25 protein-coding genes are annotated in these 25,396 nt (G+C 38.0%); 19 read left to right on the top strand and 6 right to left on the bottom strand.

Annotated features, from left to right (window positions below; all coding sequences use genetic code 11):
* A partial coding sequence (locus tag BTR25_RS27225; RefSeq protein WP_483295278.1) for a transposase occupies positions 1–159 on the bottom strand: 159 nt, incomplete at its 3' end.
* A gap of 569 nt (positions 160–728) precedes the next feature.
* Between BTR25_RS27225 and BTR25_RS21140 the strand changes: the two genes are divergently transcribed.
* The 4 genes from BTR25_RS21140 (at position 729) to sda (ending at position 4,858) form a co-directional block, all read left to right on the top strand.
* Positions 729–1,913, top strand: a complete 1,185-nt coding sequence (locus tag BTR25_RS21140; protein WP_075690003.1) for an ROK family transcriptional regulator — start codon at positions 729–731, stop codon at positions 1,911–1,913.
* Between the two features lie 258 nt (positions 1,914–2,171).
* The gene (locus BTR25_RS21135; protein WP_254842765.1) at positions 2,172–3,944 is read left to right on the top strand and encodes a glycoside hydrolase family 3 protein; all 1,773 of its coding nucleotides are present in this window, start codon (positions 2,172–2,174) and stop codon (positions 3,942–3,944) included.
* Between the two features lie 59 nt (positions 3,945–4,003).
* Positions 4,004–4,642 (top strand): beta-phosphoglucomutase, encoded by a 639-nt coding sequence (gene pgmB / locus BTR25_RS21130; protein ID WP_075690002.1) that lies wholly within the window; start codon positions 4,004–4,006, stop codon positions 4,640–4,642.
* A gap of 108 nt (positions 4,643–4,750) precedes the next feature.
* The gene (gene sda, locus BTR25_RS28785; protein WP_483295277.1) at positions 4,751–4,858 is read left to right on the top strand and encodes a sporulation histidine kinase inhibitor Sda; all 108 of its coding nucleotides are present in this window, start codon (positions 4,751–4,753) and stop codon (positions 4,856–4,858) included.
* Between the two features lie 175 nt (positions 4,859–5,033).
* Here the strand turns inward: sda and ndk are convergent, their stop codons facing one another.
* The 5 genes from ndk to BTR25_RS21105 all read right to left on the bottom strand — a co-directional run bounded on the left by ndk (position 5,034) and on the right by BTR25_RS21105 (position 9,522).
* Positions 5,034–5,495: a nucleoside-diphosphate kinase gene (gene ndk, locus BTR25_RS21125; RefSeq protein WP_075690001.1), complete on the bottom strand. Its 462-nt coding sequence runs from the start codon at positions 5,493–5,495 to the stop codon at positions 5,034–5,036.
* 122 nt (positions 5,496–5,617) lie between these two features.
* A complete protein-coding gene (locus BTR25_RS21120) occupies positions 5,618–6,187 on the bottom strand; it encodes a cysteine dioxygenase (RefSeq protein ID WP_075690000.1) in 570 nt (189 codons plus the stop codon).
* Positions 6,188–6,199: 12 nt separating this feature from the next.
* A complete protein-coding gene (locus BTR25_RS21115; RefSeq protein WP_075689999.1) occupies positions 6,200–7,126 on the bottom strand; it encodes a DMT family transporter in 927 nt (308 codons plus the stop codon).
* A 652-nt stretch (positions 7,127–7,778) separates the two neighbouring features.
* A complete protein-coding gene (locus BTR25_RS21110; protein ID WP_075689998.1) occupies positions 7,779–8,714 on the bottom strand; it encodes an amidohydrolase family protein in 936 nt (311 codons plus the stop codon).
* A gap of 28 nt (positions 8,715–8,742) precedes the next feature.
* Positions 8,743–9,522: an IclR family transcriptional regulator gene (locus tag BTR25_RS21105; RefSeq protein WP_075689997.1), complete on the bottom strand. Its 780-nt coding sequence runs from the start codon at positions 9,520–9,522 to the stop codon at positions 8,743–8,745.
* Positions 9,523–9,731: 209 nt separating this feature from the next.
* Between BTR25_RS21105 and BTR25_RS21100 the strand changes: the two genes are divergently transcribed.
* The 15 genes from BTR25_RS21100 (at position 9,732) to BTR25_RS21025 (ending at position 25,326) form a co-directional block, all read left to right on the top strand.
* On the top strand, positions 9,732–11,195 hold the full coding sequence (locus tag BTR25_RS21100; RefSeq protein ID WP_075690011.1) for an aldehyde dehydrogenase: 1,464 nt from the start codon (positions 9,732–9,734) through the stop codon (positions 11,193–11,195).
* A gap of 12 nt (positions 11,196–11,207) precedes the next feature.
* Positions 11,208–11,984, top strand: coding sequence for a 2-keto-4-pentenoate hydratase (locus BTR25_RS21095; protein WP_075689996.1), 777 nt, complete (start codon positions 11,208–11,210; stop codon positions 11,982–11,984).
* Between the two features lie 28 nt (positions 11,985–12,012).
* Positions 12,013–12,900 (top strand): acetaldehyde dehydrogenase (acetylating), encoded by an 888-nt coding sequence (locus tag BTR25_RS21090; RefSeq protein WP_075689995.1) that lies wholly within the window; start codon positions 12,013–12,015, stop codon positions 12,898–12,900.
* 5 nt (positions 12,901–12,905) lie between these two features.
* Positions 12,906–13,931 carry a 4-hydroxy-2-oxovalerate aldolase gene (gene dmpG, locus BTR25_RS21085; RefSeq protein WP_075689994.1) on the top strand — a complete coding sequence of 342 codons (1,026 nt, stop codon included), beginning with the start codon at positions 12,906–12,908 and terminating at the stop codon, positions 13,929–13,931.
* Between the two features lie 14 nt (positions 13,932–13,945).
* Complete coding sequence (locus BTR25_RS21080) at positions 13,946–14,728, top strand: 2-keto-4-pentenoate hydratase (RefSeq protein WP_075689993.1); 783 nt, start codon at positions 13,946–13,948, stop codon at positions 14,726–14,728.
* Positions 14,729–14,753: 25 nt separating this feature from the next.
* A complete protein-coding gene (locus BTR25_RS21075) occupies positions 14,754–14,939 on the top strand; it encodes a 4-oxalocrotonate tautomerase (protein WP_075689992.1) in 186 nt (61 codons plus the stop codon).
* A 115-nt stretch (positions 14,940–15,054) separates the two neighbouring features.
* Positions 15,055–15,903 carry a DODA-type extradiol aromatic ring-opening family dioxygenase gene (locus BTR25_RS21070; protein ID WP_075689991.1) on the top strand — a complete coding sequence of 283 codons (849 nt, stop codon included), beginning with the start codon at positions 15,055–15,057 and terminating at the stop codon, positions 15,901–15,903.
* Between the two features lie 26 nt (positions 15,904–15,929).
* Positions 15,930–17,138, top strand: a complete 1,209-nt coding sequence (locus tag BTR25_RS21065) for a 4-hydroxybenzoate 3-monooxygenase (RefSeq protein ID WP_075689990.1) — start codon at positions 15,930–15,932, stop codon at positions 17,136–17,138.
* 312 nt (positions 17,139–17,450) lie between these two features.
* Positions 17,451–18,395 (top strand): AraC family transcriptional regulator, encoded by a 945-nt coding sequence (locus tag BTR25_RS21060; protein WP_075689989.1) that lies wholly within the window; start codon positions 17,451–17,453, stop codon positions 18,393–18,395.
* A 138-nt stretch (positions 18,396–18,533) separates the two neighbouring features.
* The gene (locus BTR25_RS21055; protein WP_075689988.1) at positions 18,534–19,799 is read left to right on the top strand and encodes an MFS transporter; all 1,266 of its coding nucleotides are present in this window, start codon (positions 18,534–18,536) and stop codon (positions 19,797–19,799) included.
* Between the two features lie 469 nt (positions 19,800–20,268).
* Positions 20,269–21,417: a rhamnogalacturonan acetylesterase gene (locus tag BTR25_RS21050; RefSeq protein WP_254842766.1), complete on the top strand. Its 1,149-nt coding sequence runs from the start codon at positions 20,269–20,271 to the stop codon at positions 21,415–21,417.
* Positions 21,418–21,588: 171 nt separating this feature from the next.
* Positions 21,589–21,936 carry a hypothetical protein gene (locus BTR25_RS21045; protein ID WP_075689987.1) on the top strand — a complete coding sequence of 116 codons (348 nt, stop codon included), beginning with the start codon at positions 21,589–21,591 and terminating at the stop codon, positions 21,934–21,936.
* 136 nt (positions 21,937–22,072) lie between these two features.
* Complete coding sequence (locus BTR25_RS21040) at positions 22,073–23,314, top strand: ATP-binding protein (protein WP_075689986.1); 1,242 nt, start codon at positions 22,073–22,075, stop codon at positions 23,312–23,314.
* Positions 23,315–23,397: 83 nt separating this feature from the next.
* On the top strand, positions 23,398–23,649 hold the full coding sequence (locus BTR25_RS21035; protein WP_254842764.1) for a hypothetical protein: 252 nt from the start codon (positions 23,398–23,400) through the stop codon (positions 23,647–23,649).
* A 717-nt stretch (positions 23,650–24,366) separates the two neighbouring features.
* Positions 24,367–25,326, top strand: coding sequence for an aldolase catalytic domain-containing protein (locus BTR25_RS21025; protein WP_075689984.1), 960 nt, complete (start codon positions 24,367–24,369; stop codon positions 25,324–25,326).
* The last annotated feature ends 70 nt before the right edge of the window (positions 25,327–25,396 follow it).

The raw sequence follows: 25,396 nt of genomic DNA, 5'->3' as shown, positions 1-25,396 counted from the left end.
GCGTCCATTATCATCACTATAATAGGGGCGTACCTTTTCAAGAAGAAAAGAAAAATCAATATGTTTATCAATTAAACGGAGAAGGTGATTGTCAGGAACCAAGTCATCAATAGTTACAAATTCAAATTCATTTTGGGTTGATACTTTTGGTTTAAACATATATTTCACCACTTATTATTTAATTTTTAATTATGTAGAGAGCTGTACACTATAGATTTAAACTCTGTTGAATTGCGTGGAAGGCACGTAGACTCCTGCGGGACTAGAAGGTCAGGGTGAGACCCCGCAGGAGCGCAAGTGACGAGGAGGCTCACCGACCGCCCGCGGAAAGCGAAGTGCCTGGAGCGCAATTCAACAGACATATTTCAAAGCCTTTTATAATAAAATTATAACAAATTAACGCGGTGAATCGTTAAAATATTTGCATAAAAATAAGAGGCTGTCGAAAGTTTCTCGACAGCCTGAGGAATCACAAATAGTGATTCCTTTTTATTAGGAAAGTTTTGAAAAGCCTCTAATCTAAAATTTCCTAATGTGTACCTTAAAATACAAAAAAATATACTATACTACCATACAGATATTTTGTTAGGAGTTAAGCTTAAAATGTAAACGGATGAACCAAGAAAACACTAACCCACCTTGACTACCATATCAGTTATTAAATACAAAGGTAATAAACAGGTTAACCGTGAGTTGGTAAAGATTACAAAGTAAGCAAGGGTGAGTCTATGGAAATTGGTGTTTCCACTTATTTGAAGAAGATTAATAGAAGCTTAATTATAAGCAAAATTATCGAACATGGGATGATCTCAAGATCTGATTTATCAACTATAACCAAATTAACAAAGGCAACTATTTCTACACAAGTAGCAGAATTGATAGCGGATGAGTTGATTGTCGAAACCAATCAGGAGTATCACAATGTTGGAAGAAAGCCGATTATGCTTTCTCTTAATCCCGATGCTGGTTGTGCACTAGGGATTGATCTTGACTATGGAAAAATTACATTTACTATAACTGATATGATGGGGCAGCCGGTTCAGTCTGAACAAATGGAGTTAGAAAGTTCGAATTATGAAGAGGTCCTTCAATTTTTAATAAAGCAAATTAAAGAGTATCAGGAAGGTTACTCCCATAGTCGATTGGGGATTGTCGGTGTGGTCATTGGAATTCATGGAACGGTTAAGAAGGACGAAATCATTGGTTTTGTTCCACAGTTTAAATGGTATAACAAGGACCTAAGGCGGGATATTGAGAAAAAATTAGGTTTAGTAGTTTATGTAGAAAATAATGCGAATTTATGTGCATTTGCTGAAAAAGTATTGAATTGTCATGGAAGTGAGAACTTAATCAGTATTAATATGTATTCTGGGATAGGTCTTGGTATTTTGATTAATGGCGAGCTGGTAAAAGGCTATCAGGGTTACGCAGGTGAAATTGGTCATATGATCATCAATCCCAATGGAAAACTATGTAATTGTGGTAATTCAGGTTGCTGGGAGCTTTATGCATCTGAAGTCAGCTTCTTTAAACAATTAGCTGAAAAGCTAAACCTTTCTAAAATGACATATAAAGATATAAAAAACCTCATTATTGCTAGAGACTCAATCGTTTTGACGCAGATGGAAGAGTATATTCATGTTATCAGCATCGGTTTAAATAATATCATTAACTTGCTAAATCCCGACACAGTGGTGTTAAATAGTGCACTATTAAAACTGTTTCCAGAAGCAGAGGATAAAATTAAAGCAAATCTAAAATCCTCAGTTAGTGATTTTAAACAGTTAATGATATCTGAACTTGGATCAAATGCGTGTGTAATGGGTGCATGTGCTTTAGCTATTAAGAAATTTTTTGAGATCACAGATCTAAGCTTAACAATTGAACAAAATGCAATGGAACAAATGATTTAAAATATAATATATTTTTACCCGACAGAATTAGCCTGTCGGGTATTCTTTTGTAAAAAAGTTATTTGACTTCCCCATTGGTCTTTGGGGATACGATTTTTTGTTCTCTAGTACATAATCACAAAAAAAGGTACAAAAATACCATAAAATAATATTAAAAAACCTTATTATTGATATAGTTTCATAAACAGTTAGTGAAGGAAGTAAGACTTAACGATTTAATGAAAAATAGGTGGAGTATGATCAGAGGAGGCTCTCATTTTGGTAAATTTTAAAGAAAAGTCACTGGTTAATCTAAGAGCAAATCCATTTAATCTAGATGTTAATAGTATTGATTGGGTTGAAAATACATTAAAAAGAATGACGGTAAAGGAAAAAATCGGTCAATTGTTTTGTCTGCCGGGATTTTCTACTGATAAAAACGTTCTACAAATGCTAACACAGAGTGTAGGCATTGGTGGAATTATGTATCGTCCATCAGATGGAAAAACAGTTCAAGAAGCACATCGAACCTTACAAAACTCATCAAAAATTCCTTTATTGGTTGCAGCAAATCTTGAGGCCGGTGGAACAGGGATTGTTTTAGAAGGGACAAATTTTGCGAAACCACTTCAGGTCGCGGCTACTGACGATGTTGAGTTAGGCTATGCATTAGGCAAGATTTCATGCAGTGAAGGAGCTGCAGTAGGCTGTAATTGGTCTTTTGCTCCAGTGGTGGATATCGACATGAACTTTAGAAACCCGATTACAAACCTAAGGACATTTGGAGATAGTCCTGAACGCGTCATAAAGATGGCGAAGGGTTATATGGATGCAGCCAAAGAGGAAGGAATTGCAGTCAGTATCAAGCACTTTCCAGGTGATGGTGTCGATGAAAGGGATCAACATTTGCTAACAAGTGTTAACACCTTATCCGTGGAAGAATGGGACAATACGTTTGGTCAAGTGTATCAAGAATTAATTGACTACGGTGCCCAAACCGTTATGGTAGGACATATCGCGCTGCCTGCCTATGCAAAAAAAATAAACCCTGAATTAAATGACAAACCAATACCAGCAACACTATCCAAGGAGCTTGTAACTGGACTTCTTAGAAATAAGCTAGGTTTTAACGGACTCGTAATTACGGATGCCACGCAGATGCTTGGGTATACAACCGGAATGAAACGTGAAGAGGCGGTTCCGACATCCATTGCTATAGGATGTGATATGTTCCTATTTACAAAAAACATGGAAGAAGATATTGAATTCATGTTCAAGGGATATCATAAAGGAATCATTACCGATGAACGGTTAGATGAAGCTGTTACTAGAATCCTAGCAACTAAAGCTGCATTAAAACTCCATGAGAAGCAGGTTTTAAATACTCTAGTTCCAGCTGAAGAAGCATTGTCCATTTTAAAAAATGAAAGGCACGTTGAATGGGCAAAAGAATGTGCTGATAAGGGGATTACACTTGTAAAAAACAATAACATTATATTGCCTTTTATCAAAAATAAGTATAAAAAGGTTTATTTGAATGTACTTGATGCAAATGATGACCTAAATTCTCCATTACGTACAAAATTCAAGTCAATGCTTGAGGAGGAAGGTTTTGATGTACATCTGCGAAATAGGGATTTCAATATAGACGCGGAAGCATTCATGGCAGGGAAACGCGACCTTCGAACACTAGAAGTCATGCAGGAAATTGGAGCAAGAGTCTCCGATTTTACAAGTAAGTATGATTTAGCCATTTATGTAGCCAATTTTGAAACGTCAAGTAACAACACCGTTATAAGGATAAATTGGAAAGGCCTTGCAGGTATGGGTGATGACACACCCTGGTTTACATCCGAAATACCAACTGTTTTCATTAGTCTAGCAAACCCATATCATTTATTGGATGTCCCTATGGTACAGGCTTATGTCAATGGTTACACAAACAATGAATTTGTTCTTGAGAGTTTGATTGATAAATTAATGGGTCGTTCCGATTTTAAAGGCGTGAGCCCGGTTGATGCATTTTGTGGCAGGGAAGATACCAAATATTAATTAATTAGTTAACTGGGTGAATCGCGTATTCACCCAATTTACATTTGGAGGAAAGATAAATGAAATATAAAGCCATTATTTTTGATTTAGACGGAGTCATTTGTCATACAGATCAAAATCATTATCAAGCATGGAAAGCGATCGCGAACAAATTAAACATTTATTTTGATGAAATGATTAACAACCAGTTACGTGGAATAAGCAGGATGGAAAGTCTTAATATCATACTAGAAAGATATGATGGTAAGATGTCAGAAGAAGAAAAAGCCAAGTATGCAGATGAAAAAAACAATATTTACAAAAAATTATTAGAGAATATGTCTGAAAGTGATTTAAGCCTAGAAGTAAAAAATACTCTAGTAGATTTGAGAAGCAGAGGCTTTAAATTGGCCATTGGTTCATCCAGTAAAAATGCTAAATACATTTTACATCAAATAGGGCTGGGGACCTTTTTTGATGCCATCTCTGACGGTAATAATATAAAAAATTCAAAACCAGATCCAGAAGTTTTTCTAAAAGCTGCTGAATATTTAAATGAACAACCCCAACGTTGTCTTATAGTGGAAGATGCGGTAGCAGGGTTAGAGGCTGCTAAAGCAGGGGGGATGGATAGCTGTGCGATTGGCGATGCAATTTCAAGTGGCAAAGCCACTTACAACCTAAATTTATTCAAAGATCTTATAAAAATAATAGAATAGAAGATTTTCCCATCTTGTCTTAGAAGAAAAGCTGACTAGTAGCCATTAATTAGTCAGCTTCTTATTTTGTCCGGGGAAGCAAAATCATAGGAAGTGGAGTAAAACAAATTGAATAAGCTTAGCACGAAATCATTACTAGAAGCATATCAGAAAGCGATAGAATACAATCTAAAGGGATGCATTTATTACCTTATTATTAAAAGAAGAATTAAGTAAACGAGGGATTGATGAATCACTCATAACTGACTATAGGAATAAAGTGAATGCTAAAATTATAAACTTTAATGCATAGCCTATATTTCCAAACACCACACAATAATGCTAAGGGCACCGTTCATTGAGAACGGTGCCCTTAGGTTTTGCTTTTAACACTTCTATGCTACGAAAAGGATTAAACAGATTTGCGATCCTCAAATGGAAACTCATCGTTTAGGTTTCGTCTTTTTAATAGACCAAAGAAGTTTTCAATTTCTCGTTCAGCACTCAAAAGAGAGTCCGACCCATGGATGACATTTTCTTCTTTTGAAAAAGCAAAATCACCACGGATCGTCCCAGGCAATGCTTCCGAAGGACTTGTCTTTCCAATCATCAGACGAGAAACCTCAATGATATTTTCACCTTCCCAGACCATTGCAAAAGATGGGGCCGATGTAATGAAATCCACTAATTCACCGAAAAATGGCTTTTCTTTATGTTCGATGTAATGATATTCTGCTTTAGTGCGGTCAATGGTCATCAACTGTGCATGTAACAAAGTAAATCCTTTTTGCTCAAAGCGTCTGACAATCTCGCCAACTAATCCTCGTTTTACTCCATCTGGCTTGACCATAATAAACGTCCGTTGTACTGACATACAATCACCTCTTAAATAATTATATTTATATATGAGAACCTTGAGAATTGATCCTGCATGTTACCATTATGGCGAAAAAATAAAGTTTCAAACCAAAAAAAACACACATCCGCCAATGTGTATTAATGATTATGGTCATTCCTCTTTAACTGTATCTCTTTTACCTTTTGATACTGCTCATCCGGCCACCATGCACCACAATCATTTGAAACAATGCAGGCAGCACATTTTTCTAAGTCATAAACCATCATGCCTGAAATGGGAGGGGAATATAGATGGAGTGTAACCATATCAGTGTTATTGAGAGCCTTCATTTTATGAACGGCCTTTTTGGGGGCATAAAAGGTTTTCCCCTGATGTTGATATTGGTGAAACAATTGAGTTGGCAACCCATCCTCGCTTACTTCATAAACCGAATTGATTGAGGTCCCGGAGAGAACTTGTATCCAGCCGTGGGAACTGCCGTGATCATGTGGAGCACACTCTAAGTCTGACCAATTCATTACGAGCATCTCAACATCATTATTTTTATACAGCAGCTTTCGATTGTAGGGCTTTCCGTCAGTTGGTTCTGGCAAGTCGGCAAGTTCATCGACGGTTAGATTTAGTTGTAATAGAGCATCCTTCAATTCAGCTTTAGAGGGATTTTTTAAAATATCTAAAACTTTGCTTATCTTACGCGTCAAAGTCATACTGCTTCACTCCTATTGTCGTTTATTTCTATCGTTGCTGAACAACATAGGTACAAGCTGACCGTTAACAATGACCACTCCCATTATAATTATGATTCCTCCGGCAACACTTATGAATAAAACTTTTTCATGTAAAAGCAAAACGGCAGCAATTAATGTTGCGATCGGTTCCAGGTATAGAAACATAGAAACCTTTGAAGCCTCTAAAACTTCTAATGCCTTCCCCCAGTACCAGTAAGCAATGCCTGAAACAAAGACACCGAGAAATATCAAGTGGGCCCACTCTGTCTCGTTCAAAAGTGAAAGTCTTTCCCATCCTCTGTTTCGAATAATAAAAGGGATGGTGAGGATTAATCCGATTAAACTCATATAAAACGTTACAACAATAGGGGAGTAAGGGATTTTTAGGCTCTTTAAAAGCACTGAATAAACAGCCCAATTTAATGTGCTCAATACCATTAACAGGAAGCCTAGGTTCAAGGCAAAGTGTAATGATTGTCCACTTCTTGTTGAAGTGACTAACAACACCCCGATAATCGCCAGCGACATTCCGATAGCCCTTGTTAAGCTCATCTTTTCATGCAGGAAAAGAATCGATAAGATAACCGTAAAGACTGGAGATAACGATATAAGCCAGCCGGCAGAAGATGCATTAATCGTCAACAGAGCAGTAGCCTGTAATACCTGATGAACAAATACTCCAAGTGTACCAAGAATGAGCAAATGGGGGAAAAATCTCAAAGAGATAAATAGCCGGTGACGCTGCAGCAGGATTAAAAGCAGCAAAAAAAGAACCCCGATCCCAAAACGAAAAACGAGCAGCGAATAAGGATCAAGCTTTCCTAGGACAGCCTTGGCCGATACAAAGGAAACACCCCAGAAACTAATTGAGATCAAAGCATACATCGAAGCAGTTACTTTAGACTTGTACAAAATCATGAGTAGAATCCTTTCGAAAAAAGAGGTTTTTACTCAATTTTATGTTTGTCCTTTAATATAATGATTAGTGGTTTTTAAATACTAGTGGATATTTTTTATAATCATGCATAAAGTCACTAATAATGTCACTAGGTCGTTCACAATTATGACATATTTTTTCAAAATTTTTAATTGATATTTCGACATTAAATGAGTGTATTCTGGTCTTATTATGTATACGCTTTCATTTTTGTTTGAATTTTTCAATGAATTATGTAGATTGGGGATTGATTGTGTCGTTTTGTTACTATTTTCTATAATTTCTATGTTTGATACAATGAAAAAAACTTAATCTTTTTAAAAAATATAAAAGGAACTAGCGAAAGGGAGAAAAGTTTGTAACATCGTGGTCTTCCAAATAGGATTTTTTAGTGGTGCTCCAATCGCGCAGCTCTTTAGGAGGGCAATATTATGGTATTTAAGGTAAAAATCTGGAGAAAATTAACTAGGAACCAGAAACTAAGACTGCTATCACAAAAAGCTCACTTTTAACCTTTGGAAGAGCCCTGTTTGGGCTTATTTATTTTGGCCTATGTAGTAAAGTAGAAAAAACACTTTTTATAAATAAGCAGCTATCCCATAATAATGGACAGCTGCTTTTCTTGTTTTGAATTTAACCTAGTAATGAGGCTGAACCTTTTAAATTAGAATCTTCTGGCGGCCATACCGAAAGGTCAAAAGGATAATCTGAGCCTGGAACAACTCTGTCTTCTCCTACCGTTTTTGTGAGAAACTGAATACTTTCAGCGTTCCACAAGACATTATCATACCAAAATCGTTTAAGGTATTCTGATGGTTTACCTTTTAGTTTTGAAGAAACAAGCCCCCATTGTTCATACCCTTTATCGAGTCTTCCAATTTGATATGGGAGGAAGCCTCCGCCATGTGCAAATAATATTTTGACCTCTGGATATTGATCAATCATTCCACTCAATAGTATATCCGTTGCACAAACAGTTGTTTCCCAAGGGACGCCAATTAAATTAGGCATCATTCTTCGCTTTAACCGTGGGTCTTCACACAATAACGGGTGAATAAACACAATGGCCTTTAAGCGATTGGCTTCTTCGAAAAATGGTGTGAAGAATTCATCAGATAACATGTGACCGGATATTCCTGGACCAATGATGACTCCTTTTAATCCTAGATTCATGGCTTCAGATAGAACTTGTGCAGCTTTTTCTGGGTTGGTAAGAGGGACAGTCCCTAATGCGGATAGTTTCTGAGGTGTTTTCTTGGTCCATTCTGCTAACGCACGATTGTAAACAGTAGACAAATCGGTAGTTATTTCTTCACGAAAATCATATAGGAAAAGTTGAGGGATGGGTGAGATAACTGAATGGGCCACACCAGCCTTTTCTTGTTCAGTAAGATAAAAATCACCGTCAACAAAGGCTTTCTTTAGCTCAAATCCCCATTTTTCATTAATAACTAAAAACGGATCTTTCCCACCTTCTTTATTGATCCATTTGGCGTTTACGAGGTTCTGGTGATCCTTTAGCCAGGTTAAAACATCTGGCGGGATAAAATGTGTATGAAAATCATGCATCTAACATCGCTCCTCTTAAAAAATAACTCTATCGTTTTCTGTAGCCCAATCTAGTAGAAACCTCTAAAGCAGCACTGATTACTTTTTTAGCAATGGCTTGAATCTTATGAGATTGTAATCTTTGTTTTGGTCCGACAACAGATAAGGCTGAGATCACATTCCCTCGATAATCAAAAATCGGTGCAGCGATTGAGGTTACTCCATCTAAAATCTCCTCAACACTAGAAGCGTAACCATTTTCCTTCACTTCACGTAAGTGTGCACGCAGAATTTTTGGGTCTGTAATGGTATTTTTGCAGTATTTGTTTAGACCTTTTTCAATCACTCTATCAACGACATCATCATTGGAGAAAGCAAGTAATACTTTGCCTGAACTTGTGCAATAGGCTGGATTTCTTCTCCCAACATGCGTTAGAAATCGCACAGGATGGTTGCAATCTACTTTATGAAGGTAAATCACGTCTAAATGATCCAGTACAGAAATGTGAGCGGTTTCACCAAGAGTCTCAACCAGCCTGTTTAAGATTGGCTGTGATTCTCGGTGGATATCCATTGAACTATTGACGACGCCGCTGAGAGTAAGAATGGAAAGACCTAAGCGGTATTTCTTCGTTTCAGGATCTTTATAAACAAAACCTTCACTTGCAAGCGTTGCCATCGTTCTGCTGACAGTACTTTTATTTAGTCCAAGCGATGAAGAAATTTCACTAATTTTCTTTTCAGGTTCATCCATTGAAAAACTATTTAAAATTCGCAGTGCATTTTTTAAGGATGAAAGATAATGCTCTTCCTGGTTTTTTGTTTCCAAATTATCATTCCTCCTTTGCCCTGTAGTTTCATTATTGAAAACGATGTTGCTCTATAGTGGTCAATATAACAGATGAAAAAAGAAATAGAAAGAAATTTTTATAAAATTAAAATTATTTTTAATTGTTTCACTATGTGAAACAAGGATGTTGTATACGCAATCAAAAGGGGATATCTTCTAATTAACGAACATTTAGGAGGAACAAGATGATGACTGTGGAAACTAGAGTAAAGGCAATCAATTGTTTGCATTTCATTAATGGCCAATTTGTGGAGTCACAAAACAAAAAAACATTCGAGAATATTAACCCAGCAACTGAAGAGGTTTTGGGGACAGTAGCGGAGGGTGGTAAGGAAGAAGTCGACTATGCGGTTCGAGCAGCACGCAGAGCCTTAAATGGTAAATGGAAAAAGATGACGACAACAGAGCGTTCAAAAGTAATTCGCCGAATTGGTGATTTAATCCTTGAAAGACAAGAAGAATTAGCCCGTTTGGAATCGTTAGATACCGGGAAACCGTTTTGGTTAGCTAATAGTATTGATATCCCACGGGCTGCTTATAACTTCCACTTTTTTGCTGATTATATGATTTCAGTTAATACTGATGCAAACCAGCAAGATGATCAGGCTATCCATTACTCCTATCGCCGCCCAGTTGGTGTTGTCGGCATTATTAAACCGTGGAATCTACCATTACTATTACTTACCTGGAAACTAGCTCCTTGCTTAGCAATGGGAAATACAGCAGTCATCAAACCTGCGGAATGGACACCGATGACAGCAACCGTATTAATGGAAATTTGTAAGGAAGCCGGAGTACCGGATGGTGTGGTAAATCTAATTCATGGTTTCGGACCAAATTCTGCTGGAGGAGCAATATCAGAACATCCTGATATTGATGCGATTTCCTTTATCGGTGAACCGGGAACAGGCTCTGCGATTATGAAAGCGGCATCAAGTTCGTTAAAAAAGCTGTCTTTTGAATTGGGCGGTAAAAATCCGAATATAATCTTTGCTGATTCAGATCTTGATGAAGTGGTGGAAACATCCATCAAATCTAGTTTTATTAATCAAGGTGAAGTGTGTCTTTGCGGCTCACGGATCTATGTGGAGCGTCCGGCATATGAGGAGTTCTTAAATAAATTTACAGAGAAGGTAAAAACCTTAAAGGTTGGAAAACCAGAAAATGAGGATACAAAGGTTGGGGCCTTAATCAGCAAGGAACATTACGACCGTGTAAACAGCTATATAGACATCGCAAAAAATGAAGGCGCAGTCATTCTGACAGGTGGAAAACGCCCTGAGGGAATGGATAAGGGTTACTATTTAGAACCTACCATTATTACTGGAGTGGATCGTAATTCTCGTTGTGTCCGGGAAGAAATATTTGGACCGGTTGTAACGGTTATGCCATTTGATATGGAAGAAGAAGTAATTATGCAAGCGAATGATACCCACTACGGATTAAGCGCAACGATTTGGACCAATGACCTAAGACGTGCTCACCGAGTTGCACACCAAATTGAAGCCGGCATTATCTGGGTAAATACTTGGTTCTTACGTGATCTTCGTACACCGTTCGGTGGAATGAAAAATAGCGGAATTGGCAGAACGGGTGGAATGCATAGCATTGATTTCTACTCTGAATTATCTAATATCACCATTAAACTATAAAGGAGTATACCGATGACCAATAAAATAAAACAGTTTGCAGAACAATTGGCTGATGCAGAAACCACTCGTATAGGCATTTCTCCTCTCTCATCTGTTGAGCCAGAACTAACGATAAAAGAAGCTTATTCTATTCAGCTTGAAAATATTCAGCGAAAAGTAGCTGAAGGTCAAACGATTGTAGGGAAAAAGATTGGTTTAACTTCACTAGCCATGCAGAGATTACTTGGTGTGAATGAGCCTGATTATGGACATTTGCTGGATGGAATGGTGGTCGAAAACGGAGGTCATATCTCGATTGAGCACGTCCTTCAACCAAAAGTAGAAGCAGAAATTGCCTTTATTTTAAAAAAGGAATTACGAGGACCAAATGTAACTGCAATTGATGTCCTTCAAGCAACAGACTATATTGTACCTGCACTTGAAATCGTTGATAGCAGAGTGAAAGATTGGAAGATTACTTTGGCAGATACGGTAGCAGACAATGCCTCATCAGGATTTTACGTTCTTGGCGGCAAGCCTGCAAAAATTGAAGATATCGACCTTGAATTAGTAGGTATGGTGTTAACGAAAAATGGTGAGCTAGTCAACACGGGTGTAGGGGCAGCAGCACTAGGAAATCCGGCCAATTGCGTTGCCTGGTTAGCCAATAAGCTAGCGGAATTTGATATTTCTCTGAAGGCAGGAGAAGTCATTCTCTCAGGAGCATTGTCAGCAGCAGAAGCAGCCAACAAAGGGGATACTTTTACCGCAAGATTCGCACATATCGGTCAAGTAAGTGTACGATTTTAATTATATTAAGGAAGTGAGGGGAAAACTTTTGACGAAAGTAAAGGTAGCGATATTGGGTTCGGGAAACATCGGTACAGATCTCATGTTAAAACTAGGCAGATCGGAAGTTCTAGAATTAACAACTGTAATTGGAATAGATCCAGCTTCAGAAGGTTTACAGAAAGCCAGAGAGCTAGGTTATGAGACAATTGATACCGGAATACAAGGTTTTTTAGAGAGACCAGAGCTTGCAGATATAGTTTTTGATGCCACAAGTGCAAAAGCACATATTAGACACGCAAAACTATTAAAAGAAGCCGGAAAACAGGTGCTTGATTTAACACCTGCAGCAGTCGGGCCTTTAGTCGTCCCGCCGGTAAATATTGAGGAACATGTAAATGCGGAAAATATTAATTTAATAACCTGTGGTGGCCAGGCAACGATCCCCATCGTTCATGCGATTCATCGGGTTCAGCCTGTCGAATATGCGGAAATAGTGGCAACCATTTCTAGCAAAAGTGCAGGACCAGGGACAAGAGCAAATATTGATGAGTTCACACAAACGACTGCACGTGGAATTGAAAAAATTGGCGGTGCCAAAAAAGGAAAAGCGATTATCGTCTTAAATCCAGCAGAGCCGCCAATTATGATGCGAGATACCATTCATGTCCTTGTCGAAGGAGAAGAGGTTAAGGCAGAAGAAATTACGGCTTCTATTAAAGAAATGGAGAAGCAGGTTCAAACGTATGTTCCAGGCTACCGGTTAAGACAAGAACCAATTTTCGATGGCAATCGGGTAACGGTGTTTATTGAAGTGGAAGGTGCTGGCGATTATTTGCCTAAGTATTCCGGAAACTTGGATATCATGACAGCTGCATCGGTGAAAGTAGCGGAAGAATGGGCGAAACATAAAATCTCCGTTGAGGTAAGGAGTTGAGTGTAGTGAGTAATGAAAGAGAAATTTATATAACTGAAGTTGCCTTGCGTGATGGCAGTCATGCAATTGGACATCAGTTTACGGTTGAACAAGTAACGAATGTTGCCAAGGCATTAGACGAAGCAAATGTTCCAGTTATTGAAGTTTCCCATGGGGATGGACTAGGCGGTTCTTCTTTACAATATGGATTATCGTTAACAGATGAAATGAAACTGATCGAAGCAGCTGCATCTGTTGTCAAAAATGCTAAAATCGCTGTTTTGCTGTTACCTGGAATCGGGACGGTTCATGATTTAAAGCAGGCTGCCAATCTAGGGGCTAAAATGGCTCGTATTGCTACACATGTAACGGAAGCAGATGTAGCACCCCAGCATATTGCGATGGCAAAAGAGCTTGGTCTTGAAACAGTTGGATTTTTAATGATGTCCCATATGGCGCCAACGTCCAAATTGGTAGAGCAAGCAAAGCTGATGGAAAGCTACGGGGCAGATACTGTGTATGTGGTCGATTCTGCCGGGGCACTGTTACCGCATCAAGTAAAAGAGAGAATTCATGCATTAAAGAATAGCATTGGTGTGAATGTCGGTTTCCACGCTCATAATAATCTTTCGTTAGCGATGGCGAACAGCTTAGCTGCGATTGAAGAAGGGGCAACGAGAATCGACGGGAGTATTCGCTGTCTAGGAGCCGGTGCTGGAAATACACAAACAGAGGTATTAGTCGCTGTTTTAGAAAAGCTAGGAATTAAAACGGGAATTGATGTATTTAAGATGATGGATATCGCGGAAGAACTAGTGGCTCCTATTTTAGAAAAGCCACAAGAAATTACCAGAGATGGTCTTGTCCTAGGTTATGCAGGAGTTTACTCTAGCTTTTTATTGCATGCTAGGAGAGCTGCCACTCAATTCGGAATTGATTCAAGAGATATTTTAATCGAGCTTGGCAGACAAAAGATTGTTGGCGGACAAGAGGATATGATTTTTGATGTTGCTGCTGAACTTTCTAAAAAAAAGCAAAGTGTTCGTGCCTAAGGAGGTAGAGGGAATTGAGTCGATATAAGGAAATCGCCAATTATTTAGTCGCAGCAGAAGTAGAGAAACGCGAGGTTGCAAAGGTAACGGTAGACTTAAAGCCTGATTTATCGGTTGAAGAAGCCTACCTAGTTCAACAGGAAATTGTTAACCTGAAATTAAATGAAGGAAGAAGAATTGTTGGACCAAAAATGGGATTAACGAGTCAGGCAAAAATGAAACAAATGGGAATCGAAGAACCGATTTATGGCTATGTGTTTGATTATATGATCATTGAAAATGGCGGTAAGGTTCCATTACATGAATTAATTCATCCCAAAGTGGAAGCGGAAGTTGCTTTTGTGATCGGAGAAGATATAGAAGGTCCTGGTGTAACCGGTGCACAAGTGTTAGCAAAAACGGAGTATGTTTTACCTGCATTAGAAATTATAGATAGTCGTTATGAGAACTTCCAGTTTACATTACCGGATGTAATTGCTGATAATGCGAGCACCGCAAGAGTAGTATTTGGAACAACGCTTAAAAAACCGGATCAATTTGAACTGGATTTAGTTGGGGCGACGCTTTCGATTAATGGAGAAATAAAAGAATTAGGTGCTGGAGCTGCCGTCCTTGGCCACCCTGCACATTCTATCGCCATGCTTGCCAATATGCTTGCTAGAAAAGGAGAAAAGGTACGTAAAGGCGATGTAATCTTAACTGGCGGGATTACAAGTGCCGTTCAGTTGAAATATGGTGATATTGTTAGCGGTAAGTTTGACGGGCTAGGGGAAGTAACTTTTACCGTAACCGATTAACACTTTTAAAAAGGAGCATTTTAAGATGCCAATAATAAATGTGCAAATTTTAGAAGGAAGACCAAAGGAAAAAGTAGAAGAAGTAATCTATAATATTACTAACACTGTTTCAGAAACCCTGGGTGCTCCTAAAGAGAGTATTAGAGTTATTGTAACAGAGATTCCGAAAACTCATTGGGGGATTGCAGGGGTTCCTGTTTCGAAAAGGTAATGTCCGTTAGATCAATGTGACCGATTAAAAGTCGGTCACATAGTTAAGTTTCGATGTCCCGAATCCGATAAGGTTATCTTGTAAGCGGTTACTAATAAAAAACAAGGAGGATCATATGACAATTGAATTATCTATGTTAGTTCCTCATGTCCCAAGCCTATGCCATGAGGATCAAGTACCTGAATTCCAGCAGGACATGGCAGCTGAAATGAAAAAAATAGCAAAACAAATAAAAGAGATAAAACCAGATGTGATCGTCTTAGTATCCTGTCATTGGCCGTCTACTTTCTTCCATTATGTAGATTGTACGGCAGAACATAAGGGGATACTTACCGCGTTTGAAGCACCTGATTTAATTAAGGATGTTCTTTATCATTATCCTGGGGACGAAGAACTGGCAAATCAACTGGTTAAAGCTGGGGAAGAAGCAAATCTCCAAGTGCAAGGAGTAAATGATCCCTATTATATTTGGGATTATGGCACGGTGGTACCTTTACGCTATCTTGTACCGAATGAGGATATCCCAGTTATTAACTTATCGGTTACATTGGCGGCTAGTTTAGAAGAAACGTATAAATGGGGACAAGAAATTAGTAAGGTATTGCGAGAAAGTGATAAAAAAGTAGTCTTTATCTCGAGTGGTGCCCTATCCCATAATCTAGTACGAGGCAGACATAATAAGCCAACCGTATCGGAGCATGCCTTGGATAAACAATTTATAGAATATGTTATGACAAAAGACTATAAAGCAGCATATGCCATGCTGCCTGAATATGCAAGAATGGCAAGAGTCGAATCAGGCGGCCGTCATCTCGCTATGCTATTTACAATGATTGAAGAAGGCAGTGAACCAACTTATCTTGCAGAGGGCCAGTCTTCAGGGAGCTGGAATGCCCTAATTACGTTTGAAAAAAGCAGGGTAACTCACTTAAAAGCTGATGTGAAAAGTGAGTATGTTAAGTAAAATCTAGTAAGGAGTTGGTATCTAAGGTGCGCACTCAAGTAGGAATTATTGGTGCCGGTCCTGCAGGTCTTATGCTGTCACATCTATTACATTTGCAAGGGATCGACTCTATCATTCTAGAATCCCGTTCTCGGCAGGAGATTGAGGGGACGATTCGGGCAGGAGTATTAGAGCAAGGGACTGTTGATATTTTAAATGCAACTGGTGTCGGGGAAAGAATGATGCGAGAAGGACATGTACACGAAGGTGTTGAACTGCAATTCAATGGAAGCAGACACCGTATTGATTTTCCGGAATTGACCGGAGGAAAACGAATTATGGTTTATCCTCAGCATGAAGTCATAAAAGATTTGGTAGCCGCACGTCTGCAAGCGAATGCTTCCATTTTCTTCAACGTTTCTGATGTTGAATTATTAGAAATCGAAACGACACATCCAAAAATTAAGTTTAAAAATGAATTGGGTGAAGTTCAGTTGATCGACTGTGACTTTATTGCAGGCTGTGACGGTTTCCACGGACCTAGCCGCCAGGCAATCCCAAAAAACAAAAGAATCGAAAAACAACAAATTTATCCTTTTGGCTGGCTTGGTATTCTTGCCGAGACACCGCAGGTTAACCCGGAATTGATTTATGCCCATCATAAGAGGGGGTTCGCCTTGCTAAGTACACGAACCCCAAGTATCCAAAGACACTATCTTCAAGTTGACCCGCATGATGATATAGCAAATTGGTCTGATGAACGAATCTGGGCAGAACTTCATGCTAGAGTAGATATGGACGGATGGGTTCTGAAGGAAGGCCCCATTATTCAAAAGAATATTGTATCAATGAGGAGCTTTGTTTGTGAAACGATGCAATATGGCCGGCTCTTTCTAGCTGGGGATGCTGCACATATCGTGCCACCAACAGGAGCGAAGGGATTGAACTTAGCAGTTGCTGACATTCAAGTTTTAAGTCATGGTATTCGAGAGTTTTACGATTCAGGACAACAAGCTACACTAGAAAACTATTCAGCCATTTGCTTGAAAAGGGTATGGAAAGCACAAAGGTTTTCCTGGTGGATGACTACTATGCTGCATCGTAATGAAAAACACAGTCCATTTGAATATGGAATTCAGCTGACAGAACTCGAAAATGTCACTTCATCAAGAAATGCAGCAGCAAACTTAGCAGAGAACTATGTTGGCTTACCGTTACAACTTCCCTCTATAAACTATCAATCCATCACTAAGTAAACCAAAGGAAGGAAGGAATCCCTTCCTTTTTTAACATTTAGTCTGTGTTAAAGATGAATGTTGATATTGAACGATTTTTGCGAAATCTGCGAGACTCCTCGAAAATGCTATCGCATTTTCTTCGTGCGTGGGCAGATTCGAGGAAGCTTATTCAATGTCCTGCGGGATTACGGGTCTGGGGAGACCCCTCAGGCGCTTTAGCGCCGAGGAGGCTCCCCGGAACGCCCGCGGAAAGGGAGCGGATTTCGTAAAAATCAACACTGTACATTAACACAGCCAACATTTATTAAAAAAGGTAACTCGGAGGTGTCTATGAAATATCCATATGAAAGTGTTGTGATAAAAGAAGATGTTCCAATGTTCATGTTAATGACAAGTGTAAAATATGTAACCATGCACTGGCATGATCGTATTGAGTTTTTATTTGTATTAAGAGGCCAGATTCAAGTTTTTGTCGGGAAAGAAGAGCACACCTTAAAAACGAATGATTTACTGTTAATTAATAGCAATGAAGTTCACGGTGTTGAATCTAGCGAAGATAATGTCATATTAATGCTCCAAATTCCGATTTCATTTATAAAGAGATATTACTCGAACATTGAAAACGAAGTCTTTCATTGTCATTCTTTTTTGAATGAAGAACAAAAAAAGTTCAATGTGATCCGCTCATTAATAGTTCAGTTAATATTAATGCAACGAAAAAAAGAGGCAGGGTTTGATATTAAAATTCATTCATTACTGCTCGATATCGTCTATCAACTCATTTCCACATTTAGAGTTGAAAGTCAAAAAATGATACTCCGAAATAGTGGTAAAGATATTGAGCGACTGACTCGAATAACCAATTATATTCAACAAAATTATATGCATCCAATTACGCTGAATGAGGTAGCCGAAAATGAACAACTGAGTGTCCCTTACTTATCTAGATATTTTCAGCAGCATATGGGACAGCCTTTCATTAAGTATTTGAACGCAGTGCGGCTGGAGCATGCAGTCAGGTATTTGATGGAGACCGATTGGGCTGTTATTCAGATTGCAATTGAGTCTGGTTTTTCGAACCTAAATACATTCCACAAAATGTTTAAAGACACTTTTCATACAACTCCTTATCAGTATCGCAAAAAACATCAAAAGCAGACTTATACTACTCGTCTGCACGAGAAGAAAGGTATTGAAAGCTATCAATATAACGAAAAAGATGCTCTTTCTTACCTGCAAGATCTTTTATCTGAAAAGTATAAAAATCAATATTAATTTTGGCAAAAATGTGAACGTTTTTAACTGAATGCCTCCTTATAATAGTTATAAGAAACCGCTTACATTAGTAGAGTGTTAAAAAAATGGTGCAGGCTAGAGAAAGGCGGTTCAAATTTTTAAAGGGGTGTATTTGGTGTGAGTCAACCGAAACAATCATTTTTTCGCTACGAAAATGGTATTTTAATTGTCTTATTTTTGGTTTTTGGGCTGGTCTTTATGGATCGCCTCAGTATTATCTACTTATTTCCTTTTGTTGCTGGTGAGTTAGGTCTTAATAACACACAAATGGGAATGATTGTGGGGGCTACATCGATTGCCTGGGGGTTATCAACCTTACTATTCGCTAGTTTATCAGATTTTATCGGCAAAAAGAAAAATACACTCATTATTTTTATCCTTATTTTCTCAGCAGCTACCTTTACTTCCGGTCTAGTTGGCGGACTCGGCTCACTAATCCTCGTGAGACTTTTGATGGGAGCATCGGAAGGTCCTGTTATCCCATTAGTTCAATCCACGATGATGGCTGAGTCTACACCTAAACGCCGGGGATTTAATATGGGCTTTATTCAAAGCTCTGCACCGTTGCTCGGAAATGCCATTGCACCGGTTTTAGTCGTTAGCATCGCTGTTGCAACCAATTGGCGCTATTCTTTTTTTGCCTTAGCGATTCCTGGTGTCATTCTTGCGATAATTTTAATGTTTTATATGAAGGAGCCTATCCTGAAGTCAGCTAGTAACAGTGGTGAGAAACAGGAAAAACCTACCTTTTCAGAATATAAGAGTGTTTTTAAAACTCGTAATGTATGGGTCAGTATGTTAATCTCGGTTTTTTATATGATGTATCTTTTAGTATTTACTAGTTTCATGCCTCTCTTTTTATCAGGCGTTTCAGGCTACAGTGAAGCACAGTATGGAATTATTTTAGGCATATTTGGGCTCTCTATGTTCTTCTGGCAGTTAGTGATCCCATATTTATCTGATAAGGTAGGACGAAAAGCCGTGATCACACCAGTAACTTTTATAGCCATCTTTTTACCGCTAGCGATTGCCATGTTCCATACAAATTTTGCATTGTTAGCAGGTTCTATCTTTTTGCTGGCAATAGGTTTTGGCGGTCAGCCGCTTTATCTTGCGATCATTCCATCCGAGTCTGTACCGAGAATGTTTGCTGCAACATCAATAGCGGTAATTATCCTTACTGGGGAAATTATTGGGGGAACTCTAGGACCGGTAGTAGCAGGAATTCTAGCTGATAAGTATAGTTTATATACACCATTGTGGCTGGCAAGTGGAGCAGCCGTTGTTTTCTTCCTGTTAACCTTTGGGATCAAGGAAACGGCACCGATAAAAGAGTCACCAAATAAAGTCATTGATTCAAAGGAAGAAAATGTTACTGTTTGATCATTATCCATATAACAATATTTTTGAAGGGAAGCATTAAATGATGCTTTCTTTTTTTTTGCCTATTTTGCATGAATAGCTATGGATTTTGTAACGTTATATAAATGGACCTTTCGCAAAAACTGGAGTCAAACTAATATCCTAGAGATTGAAATTTCTAGGTTAGAAAGACCCAAACCCAATAAGTTACTGTTTATGCAAAAAAATACAAAATCAAAAGCATCCAAACTATTCAAAAATGTCTTAATGTTGGAAAAATTTTCTGAAAGTATAATGTATCAAGATAGGAAGTAAGTAACCGCTTTCTATTTATGTTAGGTGAAAATCCTACATATTAATATCGGCTGAACAGCAAGTAAAGGAGGGGAAAGGGGTTTTTACTAGTATTTTATTGTATTACAATACGTATAGGGAGGCTGTAAAAGTGAAGAAAAATACGGTAGTTAAAATGATTACGATCTTGGTGTTGATGGTTGCCATCATAGGCAGTTTTGTCCCATCACCAGCAGAGGCTGCTCCTAGTAATTACAAATTTGATTTCGGGAGTGGAAAGGTGGAAAAGGGCTTTATTGGTGTAAGTGCCACTGATCAATACGACGAAAAAAAGAGATATGGATTTAATACACCCGACAATATGATCAATGTCCCTGCATCTGGAACAGGAGCTGCAAGTGATGCTGTTCAATTTCTAGAGTTTGGTACAAAAAGCTCTAATACGTTTGATGTAGACCTGCCTAATGGTCTCTACGAGATTAAGGTCACCTTAGGGAATACGTTCAGATCAAGTGTTGCGGCAGAAGGTGTTTTCCAGGTTATCAATATGACAGGAAATAATGCAACAGATACGTTTCAAATTCCGATTACGGATGGCCAATTAAATCTTCTTATCACAGAAGGAAGAGTTGGTGCTAACTTTACGTTAAGCGCTCTAGAAATCAATAAATTGTCACGCCATCCTGAGACCAGTAGGACGATTTATATTGGTGGAGACTCGACGGTAGCAAATTATTATCCATTGGATAGCAGCATACAGGCTGGCTGGGGTCAATTATTTTCTAAATTTGTTGACGAGGAAATTTTTCAGGTGAGAAATATGGCATCGGGCGGCCAAATAGCAAGAGGCTTTAAGGATGATGGACAGTTAGAAGCGATTTTAAAATATATTAAACCAGGCGACTACTTTATCTTACAGCTCGGAATTAATGATACCAATCCAAAAAATACAACCACTGAAGAGCAATTTAAAGAGTATATGAGGGATATGATCCAACAAGTAAAAGCTTCAGGAGCAACAGTTATATTATCCACGCCTCAGGGCCGCGGATCAGACTTCAATTCTGAGGGATTACACAATTCGGAAAATAGATGGTATAGGCATTCAACTGTTGCATTAGCTCAAGAGGAAAATGTACCGTTAGTTGATCTTAATGTGCTGAGTTCAGCATATTTTACATCCATTGGAGCCGAAGCTACCCTCAACCTTTATTTACAGGGAGATACATTGCATCCGAACCGTGCAGGAGCCACCGAACTTGCTAGAATGGTAGCAGAAGAATTGCAGAGACAAGGGCTAGATGGATTTACGGGAGTTCAGAAAGATAATAACAAAAATAAATAAGAAATATACCAAGCTTTCGAGAGGGCATCAATCAAATTAAATGAGCCCTCTCATTTTTCCTTTTTATTAAAAATATAAGTTTAAGCTCAGTTGACATGGTTTTAGAATAACTTCATTTAACATATTATCTTCTTAATGATGTTTTAGACCATTTATTGAGGAGATGAAAACATGAACTTTGAGATGCAAAAAGCGATTATGCTGGCTGAAGGTATAAAAGGTTTCATCCAATTTGTCCAAAAAAACTATGAAAATAAAAATAGCTTTCGAATAAATACAGATAAATTGTATAAGATTAAGCTGATTACAGAGGATTTTAAGTTCCAAATTATAGCTGATGAACTGCTCAGAATAAATCAGTTTGATTGGGACGGTAAATACACCTATTACTTGGTCAATCAATTTCGAGAAGGGTATGAAATCATTGAGGAATACGTGAAAAATAACTACGAGGATTTATTCCTTATTACGGCAAGAATGCACTCATTAAAAAGCCTCAGTTCTTCGTTTAGTAGATAATTAATAGTATAGAAAAACAACTAGAGCCGACAAAGGGACTTATCCCCCACGGAAAGTCCCCCTTTCTTGGTAAATACAACATCGATAGTGTAAAATAATGTTCGAACGATTACTGTATAACAAGGGGATTTTTAATTTGCTAGAATCATTACTATTGAATTTTCTTTTCTTACTTTTACCTGTTCTAATTTTCCTGATCTTTTTTGAAAACAAATTCCATACTTATAACCGCTACATACTTGTCCTCTTATCTTCTCTTTCAATGGTTCTGTGTATGGCATTTCCGATAAAACTGCAAATCGGGTTTATTTTTGATTTACGGTATATTCCCTTCCTTGTTGTTGCCCTTTATGGAGGATTTAGGTACACATTCCCGTTATATATTGTGTTAAATATTTATCGTTACATGATTGGAGGGGAAGGTACCTTTCACTCTTTTATTTTTTCTACCGTTGTTTTCATATTAGTTTTGTTAGTAAGCAAGAAGTTTATAAAACAAAGTTCTAGGATTCGGATCTGGAGTGCAGTAACCGCTTCTATTATAACGATGATTCTCTATTTATCCGTTCTAGCTACTTTTTTTCCTGTATTGAATACTGAATTTTGGATTTTAGCAATTAATGCTCTGACTACTCACGCTGTGGTAATGGCTATTATAACCATATTAATAGAGCAAATCATTACTAATAGCAAGACACGCGAGTCGTTATTACAGTCAGAGCGATTTAATATAATGAGTGATTTGTCAGCTAGTGTTTCTCATGAAATCAGGAATCCGCTAACAGTTACAAGCGGGTTTCTCCAACTGTTAAATGAATCAAAGGCTCTTTCCCAGGAGGATAAAAAGTATATTGAGTATTCACTATTAGAGTTAAAACGGGCTGAAAAGATTGTTAGTGATTTCTTAGCTTATGCTAAGCCACAATCCGAAAATATGATTTATTCCAACCTTAAAGCTGAAACAGAGTATGTAAAGAATATGATTACACCCTATGCAAACATGCATCAAGTTGACGTTCAATTTCATTTTCATAACACATTAAATATAAGGTATGATAAAAATCAAATACAACAATGCTTAATAAATTTATATAAAAATGCTATTGAAGCAATGAAAGAAAAGGGCGGAACACTATTTATAGATGTTTCAGAACAGAAGAAAGCCATTCAAATAAAAATTAAAGATACAGGAATTGGAATGACAAAGGAGGAAGTTTTACAACTGGGAAAACCATACTATTCTACAAAAAATGAAGGAACTGGTCTTGGCATGCTTATGGTCTATAGCACAGTTAATAAAATCAATGGAAAAATCAAAGTAGTGAGCGAAAAGGGGAAGGGAACGACTTTTATTATTTCGATCCCTACAAAGAGCTGATTAATGTTAAAAGTCATTTTGTCAGAACAATCGACGAGCCTTCCTACATATTCTAAAGTATCAAATTGTGAGGGTGTATCAACTTGAGAAATAGGCTTGTAAATGAACCAAAACCGATGATTGGCCAAGCATGGACTGGGAGACATGTTGTCTTACTTCACTGTACAGTTGATAATCAGTTTCAATACTTATATCAAAGTTTCCACGCACCGATTGAACCTCCAAAACAAAATTGTGCAGAAACGTTATCACAGTTACTTAGTATTGGATATCGCATCCATGCTATAACCCCAATTCCTCCAAATCTAATTCAATACTTTTTGGTGCTTGAATGAAAAAGGAAACTCCCAGGAGCTTCCTTTTTCATATGGCTGTGTTAATGGATACTGTTGATTTTAGAGGCGCTTGACTCCTCGAAAATGAAAATCACATTTTCTTCGTGCGATGTTTCGCTACCGTAGCCTTCCTTGTCCTGCGGATGTACGAGCTGAGTGAGACCCCACAGGTGCGAAGCTGTAATAGGCTCACGGGTGAGCCCGCGGAAAGCATAGCGCCTGTAGCGTAAATCAACAGCCTAGTTAAACATAGCCTTTCTTATAAATGCAGGATATTTTTAAGAAGAAATAGGCAAGTCTTTTAACTTCAAATTCTTTCCTGTTTTTGGTATAATTACATAATATTCAGATGTCTCTGAGGTGAAAATATGGAGATTATGTATGCTTTAGTAGTTATTATTATAATAGTATCTATTATTTCTACATTATTAATTACAGGAAAGGGAGACGGTAACTATAGAGAGGCAACGAAAAGAAACACAATCAATTTAACTTTAATTTATGCGGTCATCATTTCTCTATCGCTTATTGCCCTTGGAATTTATATCAGATTTTTTGTCTAGAAATGCATAAAACTGCAGGTATATATTTTAGTATATTGAATTATCGAAAAAAATTGACACATTCGAATAAAACATGATATAAACAAACACAATAGGAAAGTTTATTACATAAAAGTGCTAAATTCTTTATAAAAAATAGGGGGAATTAACAATCATGGGACAAAGTAGTAAAATTCTCGACTGCACCATTCGTGATGGAGGTTTAATAAACAATTGGGACTTTAGCGTTGAGTTCGTTCAAGACTTGTACGATAGTCTTAGTGCTGCAGGTGTTGAATATATGGAGATTGGCTATAAGAACTCCCCTAAGCTATTGAATGCCACTGAGCCTAATCCATGGAGATTTCTTGACGATAACTTCCTTAAAGAAATTATTCCAGTAAAAAAGTTCACGAAGTTGTCTGCCTTAGTAGATATCGGTCGTGTGGATCCGAATGATATTTTACCACGTGAGCAAAGTGTCTTGGATATGATTCGTGTCGCTTGTTATATTCGCGAAGTTGATAAGGGACTAGAACTTGTCAGGATGTTCCATGACCTGGGGTATGAGACTTCTCTAAACATTATGGCTTTATCAAGCGTACCTGAACAACAGCTTATTAAAGCATTTGAAATGGTAAAGGAAAGTCCTGTAGACGTTGTCTATATTGTTGATTCCTTTGGCAGCTTAGACCCTACAGACATTGAACATCTGATTAAAAAGTTCCAAGCTATGATTCCCAATAAACAGCTCGGGATTCATACGCATAATAATATGCAGCTGGCATTTGCCAATACCATAACAGCCATTCGAAATGGTGTTACTTTCTTAGATTCCTCTGTTTATGGAATGGGACGAGCTGCAGGTAACTGTAATACAGAGCTTTTGGTCAGCTATATTCAAAAATCTAGCTATGAGCTAAAACCTGTACTTGGAGTTATTGAAAAGCACATGCTCGACATGCGTCAAAAGTGGGAGTGGGGATATATCATTCCTTACATGATTTCAGGTGTCCTAAATGAACATCCACGTGTCGCTATGGCTTACCGTGATAGTGCAGATCGTGATAACTTCGTTAATTTTTATGACAAAGTTACTTCACCGGAAGTTTCTCTTGCTCCTGTGTCAAAATAGCTTGTAATCAAAGTGCCTCTTTTAGAGGTGCTTTTTTTATGTAAAAACAAGAGGTTCTCGTCACAAGAAC

This window comes from Bacillus sp. MRMR6, from assembly GCF_001940785.1.
In the GTDB taxonomy this organism is placed as follows: Bacteria; Bacillota; Bacilli; order Bacillales; family Cytobacillaceae; genus Neobacillus.
The sequence above is the reverse complement of the archived record's forward strand: the minus strand, read 5'-3'. Positions and strand labels throughout refer to the sequence as shown.

What these genes read in the sequence shown, in the direction of transcription:
- BTR25_RS21095 (WP_075689996.1), top strand. Translation starts at nt 11,208, where the DNA reads ATGACCAATAAAATAAAACAGTTTGCAGAACAATTGGCTGATGCAGAA.
- BTR25_RS21075 (WP_075689992.1), top strand. Translation starts at nt 14,754, where the DNA reads ATGCCAATAATAAATGTGCAAATTTTAGAAGGAAGACCAAAGGAAAAA.
- BTR25_RS21110 (WP_075689998.1), bottom strand. Translation starts at nt 8,714, where the DNA reads ATGCATGATTTTCATACACATTTTATCCCGCCAGATGTTTTAACCTGG.
- BTR25_RS21120 (WP_075690000.1), bottom strand. Translation starts at nt 6,187, where the DNA reads ATGACTTTGACGCGTAAGATAAGCAAAGTTTTAGATATTTTAAAAAAT.
- ndk (WP_075690001.1), bottom strand. Translation starts at nt 5,495, where the DNA reads ATGTCAGTACAACGGACGTTTATTATGGTCAAGCCAGATGGAGTAAAA.
- pgmB (WP_075690002.1), top strand. Translation starts at nt 4,004, where the DNA reads ATGAAATATAAAGCCATTATTTTTGATTTAGACGGAGTCATTTGTCAT.
- BTR25_RS21115 (WP_075689999.1), bottom strand. Translation starts at nt 7,126, where the DNA reads ATGATTTTGTACAAGTCTAAAGTAACTGCTTCGATGTATGCTTTGATC.
- BTR25_RS21025 (WP_075689984.1), top strand. Translation starts at nt 24,367, where the DNA reads ATGGGACAAAGTAGTAAAATTCTCGACTGCACCATTCGTGATGGAGGT.
- BTR25_RS21100 (WP_075690011.1), top strand. Translation starts at nt 9,732, where the DNA reads ATGACTGTGGAAACTAGAGTAAAGGCAATCAATTGTTTGCATTTCATT.
- BTR25_RS21045 (WP_075689987.1), top strand. Translation starts at nt 21,589, where the DNA reads ATGAACTTTGAGATGCAAAAAGCGATTATGCTGGCTGAAGGTATAAAA.
- BTR25_RS21060 (WP_075689989.1), top strand. Translation starts at nt 17,451, where the DNA reads ATGAAATATCCATATGAAAGTGTTGTGATAAAAGAAGATGTTCCAATG.
- BTR25_RS21070 (WP_075689991.1), top strand. Translation starts at nt 15,055, where the DNA reads ATGACAATTGAATTATCTATGTTAGTTCCTCATGTCCCAAGCCTATGC.
- BTR25_RS21050 (WP_254842766.1), top strand. Translation starts at nt 20,269, where the DNA reads ATGGTTGCCATCATAGGCAGTTTTGTCCCATCACCAGCAGAGGCTGCT.
- BTR25_RS21140 (WP_075690003.1), top strand. Translation starts at nt 729, where the DNA reads ATGGAAATTGGTGTTTCCACTTATTTGAAGAAGATTAATAGAAGCTTA.